The 12611-nt window shown below is 72.4% G+C and carries 9 protein-coding genes; 3 read left to right on the forward strand and 6 right to left on the reverse strand.

Annotation, left to right across the window (positions count from 1 at the left end; all coding sequences use genetic code 11):
• Window positions 1-44: 44 nt before the first annotated feature.
• From EV292_RS17100 to EV292_RS17115, 4 genes are all read right to left on the reverse strand, one after another.
• On the reverse strand, window positions 45-3437 hold the full coding sequence (locus tag EV292_RS17100) for an AAA family ATPase (RefSeq protein WP_132910461.1): 3393 nt from the start codon (window positions 3435-3437) through the stop codon (window positions 45-47).
• 29 nt (window positions 3438-3466) lie between these two features.
• Window positions 3467-4225 (reverse strand): thioredoxin domain-containing protein, encoded by a 759-nt coding sequence (locus tag EV292_RS17105; protein ID WP_132910462.1) that lies wholly within the window; start codon window positions 4223-4225, stop codon window positions 3467-3469.
• A gap of 195 nt (window positions 4226-4420) precedes the next feature.
• Entirely contained in the window at window positions 4421-5098 is a 678-nt protein-coding gene (locus EV292_RS17110; protein WP_132910463.1) for a thioredoxin domain-containing protein, read from the reverse strand.
• Window positions 5095-5607 (reverse strand): DciA family protein, encoded by a 513-nt coding sequence (locus EV292_RS17115; protein ID WP_165927161.1) that lies wholly within the window; start codon window positions 5605-5607, stop codon window positions 5095-5097. Before EV292_RS17115 ends, EV292_RS17110 begins: the two co-directional genes overlap by 4 nt.
• 26 nt (window positions 5608-5633) lie before the next feature.
• Here EV292_RS17115 and mutY point away from each other — a divergent pair, with 26 nt between their 5' ends.
• Genes mutY through nudC form a run of 3 tightly spaced genes read left to right on the forward strand, consistent with a single transcriptional unit; the run spans window position 5634 to window position 8895 of the window.
• Complete coding sequence (gene mutY, locus EV292_RS17120) at window positions 5634-6677, forward strand: A/G-specific adenine glycosylase (protein WP_132910465.1); 1044 nt, start codon at window positions 5634-5636, stop codon at window positions 6675-6677.
• Entirely contained in the window at window positions 6674-8032 is a 1359-nt protein-coding gene (locus EV292_RS17125) for a serine hydrolase domain-containing protein (RefSeq protein WP_132910466.1), read from the forward strand. Before mutY ends, EV292_RS17125 begins: the two co-directional genes overlap by 4 nt.
• The gene (nudC, locus tag EV292_RS17130; protein ID WP_132910467.1) at window positions 8029-8895 is read left to right on the forward strand and encodes an NAD(+) diphosphatase; all 867 of its coding nucleotides are present in this window, start codon (window positions 8029-8031) and stop codon (window positions 8893-8895) included. Before EV292_RS17125 ends, nudC begins: the two co-directional genes overlap by 4 nt.
• Before the next feature lie 636 nt (window positions 8896-9531).
• On the opposite strand, the gene EV292_RS17135 is transcribed toward nudC, so the two are convergent.
• Both EV292_RS17135 and EV292_RS17140 read right to left on the reverse strand, forming a co-directional pair.
• Window positions 9532-11646, reverse strand: coding sequence for a S9 family peptidase (locus EV292_RS17135; RefSeq protein ID WP_132910468.1), 2115 nt, complete (start codon window positions 11644-11646; stop codon window positions 9532-9534).
• Window positions 11647-11717: 71 nt separating this feature from the next.
• Window positions 11718-12608 (reverse strand): prephenate dehydratase, encoded by an 891-nt coding sequence (locus tag EV292_RS17140; RefSeq protein WP_132910469.1) that lies wholly within the window; start codon window positions 12606-12608, stop codon window positions 11718-11720.
• Window positions 12609-12611: the final 3 nt, after the last annotated feature.

Consider the following 12611-nt stretch of genomic DNA (forward strand, 5'->3'; position numbering starts at 1 on the left):
TGACGCCCGCCCGGAAGTGAGGGCAGGCGCGTGCGCGATCCCGCTCACTCCGCCGCGAGCAGCTCCGCCGCCTGGAGATCGACCGACACCAGTCGGCTCACCCCGCGCTCCACCATCGTCACGCCGAACAGGCGGTGCATCCGGCTCATCGTCACCGCATTGTGCGTGACGATCAGGTAGCGCGTGTCGGTCTCGCGGCTCATCTGCTCGAGCAGGTCGCAGAAGCGCTCGATATTGGCGTCGTCGAGCGGCGCGTCGACCTCGTCGAGCACGCAGATCGGCGCCGGATTGGTCAGGAACAGCCCGAAGATCAGCGCCACCGCGGTCAGCGCCTGCTCGCCGCCCGACAGCAGCGTGAGCGACTGGAGCCTCTTGCCCGGCGGCTGCGCCATGATCTCCAGCCCGGCCTCGAGCGGATCGTCCGAGTCGACCAGCGCCAGATGCGCCTGGCCGCCGTTGAACAAGGTGGTGAACAGCCGCCGGAAGTGACCGTTGACCGCCTCGAAGGCGGCGAGCAGCCGCTGCCGCCCCTCGCGGTTGAGCGTGCCGATCGAGCCGCGCAGCCGGTTGACCGCCTGACCCAGCTCCTCGCGCTCCGCCGCGGTGGCGGCGCCGCTCGTCTCCAGCTCCGCCAGCTCGCGCTCGGCGACGAGATTGACCGGGCCGAGCCGCTCGCGATCGAGCGTCAGCCGCTCGTGCGCGCCCGACTCGTCCTGCGGCGACGCGACCTCGGCCGAGGCGAAGCCGATCTTCTCGGGAAGCACCGGCGCGGGGCATTCGAACCGCTCGCCCGAGACGCGCCCCATCTCCACCCGGCGCAGCTCGTGGTTCTCCGCGCGCGCGGTCGCGCCGGCGCGCGCTTCGCGCGCGGTGGCAAGCGCCTCGGCGGCGCGCGCGTGCGCGGTGTCCGCGTCGCGCAGCGCGCCCTCGGCGGCGCGCTCCTCGGCCTGGGTCGAGTCGGCGGCGGCGCGCGCGGCGGTCACCTCGCGGTCGAGCGCGGCGATCTCGGCGGCGAGCGCGTCCGGGCGCGCGGCGAGCGTGGCGAGCTCGCGCTCCATGTCAGCGGCGCGCTGGTCCATGTCGGCGATCCGCTTGGCCGCCTCGCCGGCGCGCGTGCGCCAGCCCTGCGCCTCGCTCTTGCCCGCGGCACGGCGCTCGCGCGCGTCGGTCAGCTCGCGCTCGCGGGTGGCGCGGTCGGAGCGTGCCAGCGCCACCTTGGCGCGCGCCGCCTCGGCCTCGCCGCGCAGCCGTGCGGTTTCGCCCGCCGCGCCGGCGCCGTCGGGGAGCGCGGCGAGCGTGTCGGCGGCACGCTCCTGCTCGGCGAAGGCTTCCGCGGCCTCGGCGGTGACCCGCTCGGCCCGCTGCGCCAGATCGGCGCGCTGGCCGGCGAGCCGCTCGAGCTGTGCCGCGGCACGATCTTCGTCGCGCTGCGCCGCGCGCACGTCGGTCTCGCCCTGCGCCAGCAGCGCGCGCGACGACTGCGCCGCCGCCCGCGCGCGCGCGATGCGCTCGTCGATCTGCGTGCGCCGCTGCGTCGCGCGCTCCACCGCCGCCTCGGCCGCGGGACGCTCGGCCTCCAGCGCGGCGAGGCGGTTGCGGCGCTCCAGCCGCTCGGCCGCGGCGACGCCGCCGCTGGTGCTGACATAACCGTCCCATCGCCGCACGCGCCCCTCGCGGGTCACCAGCCGCTGCCCGGGGCGGAGCGGTTGCCCCGAGTCGGTCTCGACTAGGAAGACCTGCGACAGCCGCCGCTCCAGCTCGGGCGGCGCGGTGACTCGCGCGGCGAGCGGCAGCGTGCCGATCGGGGCGGGGGGATCGTCCTCGCCGAGCGGCGAGCCCTGCCAGTCGGCCAGCGCGGTCTCGAGCTCGTCGCCCAGCGCGGCGGCGAGCGCGCGCTCGAAGCCGGGCTCGGCGCTGACCGAGTCGAGCAGTTTCTCGCCCTTCTGCTCGACCGCGCGCGCGAGCGCCGCCGCCTCGCCGTCGAGCGCGGCCAGCGCCGCCAGCGCGGCGGCGCGCGCGGCCTCGGCCGGATCGCGCTCTTCGCGCGCCTCGGTCTCGCTCGTCTCGGCCCAGTCGAGCGCGGCGCGCGCCTTCGCCACGCGCCCCTGCGCGTCGGTCTGCGCCGCGCGGGCGGCGTCGCGCGCTTGCTCCAGCGTGGCGGGATCGTCGAGCGCCTCGATCGCCTCGGCCAGCCGCATCGCCTCGCGCCGCGCGCGCTCGTGGCGCGCCGCGGCGGCGGCATGCGCGGCGGCGGCGACGCGACGCTCGGCCGCCTCCGCCGCCTCGGCCGATAGCGCCTGGGCGAGCGACACCTCGACGTCGCGCGCGTGGCGCTCCGCCTCCGCCAGCGCGGCGTCGAGCGCGGGCAGCGCGGCGGCGCCCTCGGCGAGGCGCCGGTCGAGCGTCTCGGCCTCGGCCGCGATCCGATCGAGCGCGGCGGCGGCGTCGTGCGCGAGTGAGTCCTCGCGCGCGCGATCCTCGCCGATACGGCGTTGCGCCGACTCCATGTCGGCGAGCCGGCGCTGCACGCCGTGGCGCTGCTCGCGCGCGCGCGTCAGCTGGTGCGCGAGCTCGCCGGCGCGGTCGCGCGCCGCCAGCGCCGCGGTGCGGGCGGCGGCGACCTGCTCGGCGGCGGCGCGCTGCGCGGCCAGCGTCGCCTGTTCCGCCGCCGTAGCGGTGGCGACCTGCGCCGCGGCGGTATCGGCCTCCTGCTTGGCGGCGGTGGCGGCGGCGGCGGCGTCGCGCCAGCGCGCGAAGATCATCCGCGCCTCGGCCAGTCGGATCTGCTCGGACAGCAGGCGGTAGCGCTCCGCGGCACGCGCCTGGCGACGCAGCGCGGCGATGCGCGTGCCCTGGTCGGCCATCAGCTCGTCGAGTCGCGCGAGATTGGCCTCGGTGGCGCGCAGCCGCGCCTCCGCGTCCTTGCGGCGGACGTGGAGGCCCGCGATGCCCGCGGCCTCCTCCAGCATCGCGCGGCGCTCGCCCGGCTTGGCCGCGATCACCGCGCCGATGCGATTCTGGCTCACCAGCGCGGGCGAGTGCGCGCCGGTCGCGGCGTCGGCGAAGAGGAGCTGGACGTCCTTGGCGCGGACGTCGCGCCCGTCGAGCCGATAGGCCGAGCCGGCGCCGCGCTCGATGCGGCGGACGATTTCGCGCTCCTGCGCGCCCTCGGGCGCGTCGATCTCGGCGAGCAGCGACACTTCGGCGAAGTCGCGCGGCGGCCGCGTCGCGGTGCCCGCGAAGATCACGTCTTCCATGCCCGCGCCGCGCATCGAGCGGGCGCTGTTCTCGCCCATGGTCCAGCGCAGCGCCTCGAGCAGGTTGGACTTGCCGCAGCCATTGGGGCCGACCACCCCGGTCAGCCCCGGCTCGATGCGCAGGTCGGCCGGGTCGACGAAGCTCTTGAAGCCGGTCAGCCGCAGCCGCTTGATGCGCATCGAGGGTCAGCCGCGCAGCGTCGCCGCCGTCACGCGCCCGCGGACTTGAGCGCGGTCTCGATCGCCTGCCAGGTGACGCTGTTGTCGAGCTTGCGGCCGTTGAGGAAGAAGGTGGGCGTGCCGGTGACGTCCTGCTTCTCGGTGGCGTCCTGCGTCATCTTGGTCAGCGCCTCGATCGCCTTGGGATCATTGAGGCAGGCGCGCGCCTGCGCCTCGGTGATGCCGCGCTGCTTGACGAACTCGACATAGCCCATCTTGTCCGCCCAGGCGTTCGCCACCTGCGCCGGCGTGGCGTTCTGCGTCGACTGGAGGAACGACTGGTCCTGCGCCGCCTTCATCTGCGCGTCGAGGAACTTGGGCTGGTCGATGTACATCTGCTCGAGGATCGGGAAGAACGGCGCGGCACCGGCGCAGCGGCCGAGCAGCGAGGCCGCGAAATCGGGCGGACCGTGGACCAGGAAGTCGCGGAACTCGTACGAGACCTTGCCGGTCTTGACGTAATTCTCCTCGAGCGGGCGCATGCCGGTCTGGCCGAACGCGCCGCAGGTGGGGCAGGTGCGCGAGCCATATTCTACCAGCTTGAGCGGCGCGTCAGGGTTGCCCATGACGAAGCCGCCCTCGGGGGTCTGGCGGACCTGCTGTGTCCAGTCCGAGCCCGCGGGCGCGGCGACCGCCTTGACCGAGCCGGCCGGCGCGCTGGGGGCACTGCCGTTGCCGTCACCGCCGCTGCCGCAGCCGGCGAGCAGCGCCGCGGCGGCGAAGAGCAGGGGGGATGCGAGACGCTTCATTCGGTCACTCCGTTGATAAGACCGTTCGGTACAACGTTCGTCATGCCGGGCTCGACCCGGCATCCATAGCGCCGCACGCGCAGCCAGCCGGCGCATGCGCGGAACGATGGATCCCGGCTCAAGGCCGGGATGACGGTGGTGGGGAGTGGCGGATCGGCCGAACGTGCGCCTTGCCAAGAGCGGTTCATGCCGCCCTCACCGCGCGCCGGCCGCGCGCAACTGCGGCTCGAGCTGCGCCCAGCCGACATTCTCGATCAGCTTGCCGTTGATCTCGAAGGCGGGCGTACCCTTGACCTTGCTGGTCGCCTCGGACGCCGCGATGGCGCGCTTCACCTGCGCGTCGCTGGCGAAACAGGCGTCGATCGCCGCGGCGGGCGCTCCCGCCTGCTTGGCGATCGCGTCGAGCCCGGCGCCTTGCGCCACCGCCTTGAGCTGGTCGAGCTGCGGCCACGACGCGATGCGCGCGCGATTGCCCTCGCTCCATTCGGCGGCGCGCTCGTACCATTGCTCCTGCTTGGCGAAGAACGCCTCGTGCAGCGCGGGGAAGGCAGCGGCGCCGGCGCAGCGCGCCAGCGTCGCCGCGGCGAGGTCGATCCCGTCGTGGATCTGGTTGCGCACCTCGACGCTGGTCGAGCCCGAGCGCACCATCGCCCCGAGCGTCGCGCGCGACTCGGCGGCGAAATGGCCGCAGTGCGGGCAGGTGTAGCTGACGTACTCGACCAGCTTCACGCGCGCCTTGGGGTTGCCGATCAGGTAGCTGCCGGTCGCCACCGGGGTCGCCACCGCGGTCCAGGGGCGCGGCGCGGCGGCGCCGGCAGCGGTACCGAGCGCGAGCGCGACGAGCGGCAGCAGGAGCGAGCGGAAACGGGTCATCGTACCTTCGGCAGCGCGGGAGGGTTGGCGGCGACGCCCGAGGCCAGCGCCTCCAGCACCGCCTTGAGCTCGGGATCGGCGATCGTCTTGAGGCTGCCGCCCAGCTCGGGAGCGGGGGCGAGCGACGGCGGGGCGCGGCGCTCGGGGCGCTTGCTCACCTCACCGTGGCGGATCGCGACCTTGCACACCGCGGCATAGCCGAAGAAGCGGTTGACCCGCTCGATGATCTCGACCGTCAGGTGGCTCATCATCGGCGCGTGCGCGCCGCGGACGGTGAGCGTGAGCGTGCCGTCCTGCTTCTTGCCGACTGGGAAGCGGATCGACTCCGGTGTGCTCGCGGCGGCGAGCTTCTCGCCGACGATCTCGGGCCAGCGCGACACGATCGCGGACTGGACGAAGCCGAAGCGCCGGAACGCCGCGCCACCCACGGAGGGCAGCAGCTCGGCCACCTGGCGCGAGCGGTTCTGCCGCTCGGGCGGTTGATCGGAGACGCGAGGGCGCTTGCTCATTCCCGCCCCCATGCCATAGCCGGGGCATGGACGCCAAGCGCGCGATCACTGCCGCCAAGCCCTTGCTACACTGGTATGACCGCCACCGCCGCGCGCTGCCGTGGCGCGCGCTGCCGGGCGAGACGCCCGATCCCTATCGCGTGTGGCTGAGCGAGGTGATGTTGCAGCAGACCACGGTGGCGACGGTGCGCCCGCGCTTCGCCGCCTGGGTGGCGCGCTGGCCGAGCTTCGCCGACCTCGCCGCGGCGGACGAGGCCGATGTCATGGCGGCCTGGGCGGGGCTCGGTTACTATGCCCGCGCGCGCAACCTGCTCGCCGCGGCGCGCGCGATCGCGACGGAGCATGGCGGCCGGCTGCCCGACACCGAGGAAGCCTTGCGCGCGCTGCCCGGCTTCGGCGACTATACCGCCGCCGCCGTCGCGGCGATCGCTTTCGGGCGGCGCGCGGTCGTGGTGGACGCCAATGTCGAGCGCGTGGTGGCGCGGCTGTTCGCGATTCCCGCGCCGCTGCCGGGTGGGCGCCGCGCGATCCGCGCCGCCGCGGCGACGATCACGCCGGAGCAGCGCGCCGGCGACTATGCGCAGGCGATGATGGACCTGGGCTCGGCGGTCTGCACCCCGCGCAAGCCGCGCTGCCTGCTCTGCCCGCTCGCCGATCAATGCGCCGCGCTCGCGCTCGGCACGCCCGAGGCCTTCCCGGTCAAGAAGCCCAAATCGGCGCGGCCGCACCGCTACGGCACGATCTTCTGGCTGGAGCGCGACGGCCACGTGCTACTGGTGCGCCGCCCCGACAAGGGGCTGCTCGGCGGCATGCGCGCGCTGCCGACCGGCCCGTGGGAGAGTGCGCCGCCGGGGCTGCGCGACGCGCCCGCGGACGCGGCGTGGCGCGTGCTGGAGCGACGAGTCGAGCACGGCTTCACGCATTTCACGCTGGACCTGGACGTGGCGGTCGCCGACACCGAGCGCGCGACCAACCTGGGTGAATGGTGGCCGGTCGCGACACTGGACGAGGCGGGGCTGCCGACCTTGTTCGCGAAGGCGGCAGCGCTGGCGAGGAGCAGACAGGCATGACGGTGTTCCGGTGGTTCGGTACGGCGGCGCTCACCGCGCTGGTGGCGGCGACTCAGCTGTCGGCGCAGCGCGCGCCCACGCCCGCGCCGCGCCCGCAGACGGCGCCGCCCGCGCAGGGAATCACCATGCCGCAGGGGCTGCCCGGGACGCAGCTCCTGCCGGCGACGCAGGCGCTGTTCGACGGCTATGTCCGCGACAGGAAGATGCCCGGCATCGTCGGCGCCTTCGGGCTCGGCGACCTGCCCACCGTCTTCCTCAGCGCCGGCACGATCGCGACCGATCCGGGCACGCAGCCGGCCGGCCCCGACTCACTGTGGCGCGTCTACTCGATGACCAAGCCGGTCACCGGCATGGCGGCGATGCTGCTGGTGGAGGAGGGCAAGCTGTCGCTCGACGACCCGCTCTCGAAGTATTTTCCCGGCTTCGCTAAGATGAAGGTGCTGACCAGCCCCGACACGTCGCTGGAGACGCGGCCCGCGCGCGCGCCGATCACGATCCGCGAGCTGATGACGCACAGTTCCGGCATCGGCTATCAGATCAACGCGCAGGGACCGCTGCTGAAGGAATATGAGCGGCTCGGCCTGGTCCCTTTCTCGGCCAATGCGCAGACCGAGGCGGTGGCGCGCAAGACGCGACCGACCTCGCTGATCGCCTTCGCCGAGCGCGTCGCGCAGGCGCCGCTCGTCGCCGAGCCGGGGACGGTCTGGCATTATTCGATGGGGCTCGACGTGCTCGCCGCGGTGATCGAGAAGGTTTCCGGCCAGCCCTTCGAGCGCTTCGTCCACGCGCGCATCCTCGATCCGCTCGGCATGACCTCGACCGACTTCCAGGTCGCGCCCGGCAATATCGCGCGCTTCGCCACCAACTACGCCTTCGCGGGCGACCAGCTGATCCCGCTCGACCCCGCGGCGCGCTCTGTGTTCCTCCAGCCGCCCAGCTTCCCGTACGGCGGCGCGGGGCTGGTGGCGTCGGCGCGCGACTATGACCGCTTCCTCCACATGCTCCAGAATGCGGGTACGCTCGACGGCGTGACGATCATGAAGCCCGAGACCGCGCGGCTGGCGATGTCCAACCTGCTGCCGGCCGGCGTGAGCTATAAGAACAAGGAAGGCGTGGCGCAGGGCTTCGGCGCGGGCGGGGTGGTCTATCTCGCCGACGAGGCCGGCGGCGCGTCGAAGGGCAGCTACGGCTGGGGCGGCGCGGCGGGGACGGTGGCGATCGTCGACCCGGCGCGGCGCTTCAGGGGGACGATCATGGTCAATTACTTCCCGGGCGAGCGCTACCCGCTGGCCAAGGAGACCTTCGCGGCGCTGGCGCGCGACGCGGCGCGGCTCCACCCCGGCGTGCCGCGATGATCGCGACCGGCTTCACCGGCGGCACGCTCGACCGCGCCGACGCGCTGCGCCACGATGCCGACGGCCTCGCCGAGGCGATGGCGGACCCGGCGGCGCGGCTGCTGGTGCTCGAGTCGTTCGAGCCGGTGTTGGGTGAGGACGGGGCTTTGGCCTGGGCGCCGCTGTCCGCAGCGCCGAGCGAGGCCGAGCTGGTGCTGCTCGGGCTCGACGCCGGGGCGCCGCGCTTCGCCGCGATCGTGCCCGGCGCGGGGGCGCCGCCGCCGTTCCGCTCGCCCCGACTCTTCGGTCTGCTCGACCAGTTGCGCGCGGGCGAGGCGGCGACCTTCGCGGCGGCGCGCTCGCTGCTCGACTGGCACGCGCGGCACCGCTTCTGCGCCAATTGCGGCAGCGCCACCGGGCTGTTCCGCGCGGGCTGGGGGCGGCGCTGCCCGAGCTGCTCGGCGGAGCATTTCCCACGCGTCGACCCGGTGGTGATCATGCTGGCAGAGCATGACGGGCGCGCGCTGGTCGGGCGGCAGCCGACCTGGCCCGCGGGGCGCTACTCGGCGTTGGCGGGCTTCCTCGAGCCGGGCGAGTCGATCGAGGAAGCGGTGGCGCGCGAGATCGCCGAGGAATCGGGGGTGCGGGTGACGGAGGTGCGCTACGTCGCGAGCCAGCCGTGGCCGTTTCCGTCGCAGCTGATGATCGCCTGCGTCGCGCAGGCGGCCGATGACAGGATCACGCTCGACGCCAACGAGCTGGAGGACGCGATGTGGGTCACGCGCGACGAGGTGCGCGCGGCGCTCGCGGGCGAGGGAGGGCGCTTCGTCGCGCCGCCGCCCTATGCGATCGCGCATACGCTGCTGCGGGCATGGACGGGCTGAGCGGGGCGGGCGTGGCGTGAAGTAGGGGTGTTCACGCGAAGACGCGAAGACGCGAGGAAGAAGGTTGTTCGCGCGGAGGCGCGGAGGCGCACAGAGGTGGAGAATGCCGCGTAGCGGCTTCTCCGAAAAGCTGCTGCGAGCGCGTTCGACGGCGAGACGGGCAGGATGTTCTCCTGGTCGAGATCGCTGCAAGGTCACTCGACTCGCGCGTGCTCTCGCCGTGTTCCGGCGAAAGCCGGAACCCAGGGCCAAGCAGAACAACGTCTGACGGAGTGTGCGGCACTGGGCTCCTGCGTTCGCAGGAGCACGGGAAAGGATGCCGCCACCATCTCGTTGTCAGGCTCGACGCGCGTCCCGAGCGGAACACCTCCGCGTCTCCGCGCCTCCGCGCGAACAACCTTCTTCCTCGCGTCTTCGCGGCTTCGCGTGAACTAATTCACGCGGGATCGCGGTGCGAGACGATGTGGACCAAGCGTTCGGCCGCCTCCGCGCCCTCCCGGCATCGCGGATCGCTCCCGCGATCCACGCCTCCGCGCGAACAGCGGTTTCAGGATATGCGGTTGGGTGGATCCCGGACCAAGTCCGGGATGACGGGAGTGTACGACGAGCTGGAACGGAACAGCCGCGCGCGTCGCCTCAGTCCGCCGCCTTCAACCGCTGCAATGCGAAGGCCTGCCATTCCGCGCCCTGGCGATAACGCTCGAACCGGCCCGACTTGCCGCCGTGCCCCGCCTCCATGTTGACGCGGTACACCAGCGGCGCGTCGCCGGTCTTCAGCTCGCGCAGCCGCGCCACCCATTTGGTCGGCTCGTAATATTGCACCTGGCTGTCCCACAGCCCGGTGCTGACGTACATCGCCGGATAGGCCTTGGCCGCGACATTGTCGTACGGCGAATAGCTCAGCATATAATCGTAATAAGGCTTCTGCGCCGGATTGCCCCATTCGTCATATTCGAACGTGGTCAGCGGGATCGAGGCGTCGAGCATCGTCGTCACCACGTCGACGAACGGCACCTGCGCGATGATCAGGGCGTAGTCCTGCGGCGCCATGTTCGCGACCGCGCCCATCAGCAGCCCGCCCGCGCTGCCGCCCATCGCCGCTACTCGACCCGGCGCGGCATATTTCTGCGCGACCAGGTAGCGCGTCACGTCGATGAAGTCGGTGAAGCTGTTCTTCTTGTGCAGCAGGTGGCCCTCGTCATACCAGCCGCGCCCCATCTCCTGCCCGCCGCGGATATGCGCCAGCGCGTAGACCACACCGCGGTCGAGCAGCGCGATCCGCGCCGGGTCGACCGCCGGGTCCATCGACAGGCCGTAGCTGCCATAGGCATATTGGAACAGCGGCGCGGTGCCGTCGCGCTTCACGTCTTTGCGGTACACCACCGATACCGGGACCTTGGTGCCGTCGCGTGCGGTCGCCCAGACCCGCTCGGTGACGTAGTTCGACGGGTCGTAGCCCGGCACCGGCGCGACCTTGAGCACGCGGCGCTCGCCCGTCTTCGCGTTGACCTCATAGGTGGTCGTCGGCGTCACCAGCGAGGCATAGGTATAGCGCACCCAATCGGTGTCGGGTTCGGGATTGACCGCCAGCTCCATCTGATAGGCCGGCTCGTCCGCCTTCACCGGCGCCGAGCGGCCCTCGGTCAGCAGCCGGATCATGCGATTGCCGCCCTCGCGCTGGTCGAGCGCGATGAAGCCGCGGAACGGCTTGAAATCCTCGATGAAGACGCTGTCGCTCGCCGGCGTCAGGTCGCGCCACGCCGCCACGCCGCGGGCGAGCTCGCGGTCGGCGACGGTGACGAGCTTGTAGTTGCGCGCGTCGCGATTGGTGCGGATGATCCAGCGATCCCCCATGTGATCCGCGCCGTAGCGGAACTCGCGTGCGCGCGGCGCCACCAGCGTGAAGCGGGTCGGCGCCGCCGCGGGGGCGCAGCGCTGCTCGTCGCTCACCGTGGCGGACACGCCGATGCAGAGGAAGCGATCGTCGCTGGTGCGGCTGATCCCCATCTGGAAGGTGTCGTCCTTCTCCTCGTAGACGAGGCGGTCGGCGCTCACCGGCGTGCCGAGCACGTGCGCCATTACGCGATAGCCGCGCAGCGTCACCGGATCCTTGGCGATGTAGAAGAGCGTGCGGTTGTCGTCGGCCCAGACGAGGTTGGGCTCGACGTTGGTGATCGTGTCCGGCAGCAGCCGTCCGGTGGAGAGGTCCTTGACCTTGAGCACATATTGTCGCCGGCCGACCGTGTCCTCGGCATAGGCCACCAGCCGGTTGTCCTGGGTAACGGACCAGTCGCTCAGCGCGAAGAAACTATGCCCTTTCGCCATTGCGGGCTGATCGAACATCACCTCGGCGGGGGCGTCGGGCGTGCCCTTGCGGCGCTCGATGACCGGATAGTCGGCGCCCGGGGTGAAGCGCGTCTGATAATAATAGCCGCGCTCGCGATAGGGGACGCTGCTGTCGTCCTGTTTGATGTGGCTGACCGTCTCGGCGTAGAGCCTGTCCTGCAGCGGCTTGAGCGACGCCAGCGTCGCGTCCGCGTAGGCGTTCTCCGCGGCGAGATAGGCGAGCATCTCGGGGTTCTTGCGGGTATCGTCGCGCAGCCAGTAGTAATCGTCCTCGCGCGTGCCGTTGGGCGAGGTGACCTGGTGAGGCTTCTTCGCCGCGCGCGGCGGCTGCGGTGCGGCCTGCGTCCAGGCGGGCGACGCCGCGGCGGCAGTGATCGCGGCGCCGGCCAGCAGCAAGGTCTTCATCACGCGTCGGTCCCCACCCATGTTCGTCGGGCCGCACGATAGGAGCGGGTGCGGCGCGCGCAAGGGGGCGGTCAGCCGCGTTTGCGCGCCTGGCGGTAGGAACCGAGCACGCGCAGATGCTTGGCGTGGAAACCCAGTTCGGCCATCGCGCGGTCGAAGCCGGGCTCGCCCGCGCGTCCCTCGACGTCGGCGTAGAATTCGGTCGCCGCGAAGCTGCCGCCGCGCTGGTAGCTCTCCAGCTTGGTCATGTTGACCCCGTTGGTCGCGAAGCCGCCCATCGCCTTGTACAGCGCGGCGGGCACGTTCTTCACCGCGAAGATGAAGGTGGTCATCCACGGCCCGTCGCCCTCGGGCGCGACGCCCTCGCGCGCCAGCGTGACGAAGCGCGTCATATTGTGGTCGGCGTCGGCGATGTCGGTGGCGAGCAGCTCGAGCCCGTAGATCGCCGCCGCGCCGGGCGGGGCGAGCGCGGCGACGCTGGGGTCGCGCAACTCGGCCACCACCGCGGCCGCGCCGGCGGTGTCGGGGTAGCTCACTGGTGCGATGCCGTGCGCCTTGAGCCAGTGGCGGCACTGGCCGAGCGCCTGGGGATGGCTCATCGCGCTGGTGACCTCATCGCGCGGGCCGATGCCGATCAGCGCGTGGCGGATCGGCAGGAAATGCTCGCCGGTGATCACCAGGCCGGATTCGGGCAGCAGGAAGTGGATGTCGGCGACGCGGCCGTGGAGTGAATTCTCGATGGGGATCAGCGCGCGCGCGGCGCGACCCTGCTTCACCGCGTCGAGCGCGTCGTCGAAGCTGAAACAGGGCAGCGGCAGCGCCTCCGGGAAGGCCTCGCCCACCGCGACATGGCTGTTGGCGCCGGGGGCGCCCTGGAACGCGACGGACTTCTCGGGCGCGCGCGCGGCGGCCTCGGTCAGGCGTGCGACGATCGGCAAAGCGGGGGCGGCGTAGCTGTCCATCTC

It is taken from the genome of Sphingomonas sp. BK235 (assembly GCF_004345855.1).
In the GTDB taxonomy this organism is placed as follows: Bacteria; Pseudomonadota; Alphaproteobacteria; order Sphingomonadales; family Sphingomonadaceae; genus Sphingomonas.

What these genes read in the sequence shown, in the direction of transcription:
- EV292_RS17100 (WP_132910461.1), bottom strand. Translation starts at nt 3,437, where the DNA reads ATGCGCATCAAGCGGCTGCGGCTGACCGGCTTCAAGAGCTTCGTCGAC.
- EV292_RS17105 (WP_132910462.1), bottom strand. Translation starts at nt 4,225, where the DNA reads ATGAAGCGTCTCGCATCCCCCCTGCTCTTCGCCGCCGCGGCGCTGCTC.
- EV292_RS17110 (WP_132910463.1), bottom strand. Translation starts at nt 5,098, where the DNA reads ATGACCCGTTTCCGCTCGCTCCTGCTGCCGCTCGTCGCGCTCGCGCTC.
- EV292_RS17115 (WP_165927161.1), bottom strand. Translation starts at nt 5,607, where the DNA reads ATGAGCAAGCGCCCTCGCGTCTCCGATCAACCGCCCGAGCGGCAGAAC.
- mutY (WP_132910465.1), top strand. Translation starts at nt 5,634, where the DNA reads ATGGACGCCAAGCGCGCGATCACTGCCGCCAAGCCCTTGCTACACTGG.
- EV292_RS17125 (WP_132910466.1), top strand. Translation starts at nt 6,674, where the DNA reads ATGACGGTGTTCCGGTGGTTCGGTACGGCGGCGCTCACCGCGCTGGTG.
- nudC (WP_132910467.1), top strand. Translation starts at nt 8,029, where the DNA reads ATGATCGCGACCGGCTTCACCGGCGGCACGCTCGACCGCGCCGACGCG.
- EV292_RS17135 (WP_132910468.1), bottom strand. Translation starts at nt 11,646, where the DNA reads ATGAAGACCTTGCTGCTGGCCGGCGCCGCGATCACTGCCGCCGCGGCG.
- EV292_RS17140 (WP_132910469.1), bottom strand. Translation starts at nt 12,608, where the DNA reads ATGGACAGCTACGCCGCCCCCGCTTTGCCGATCGTCGCACGCCTGACC.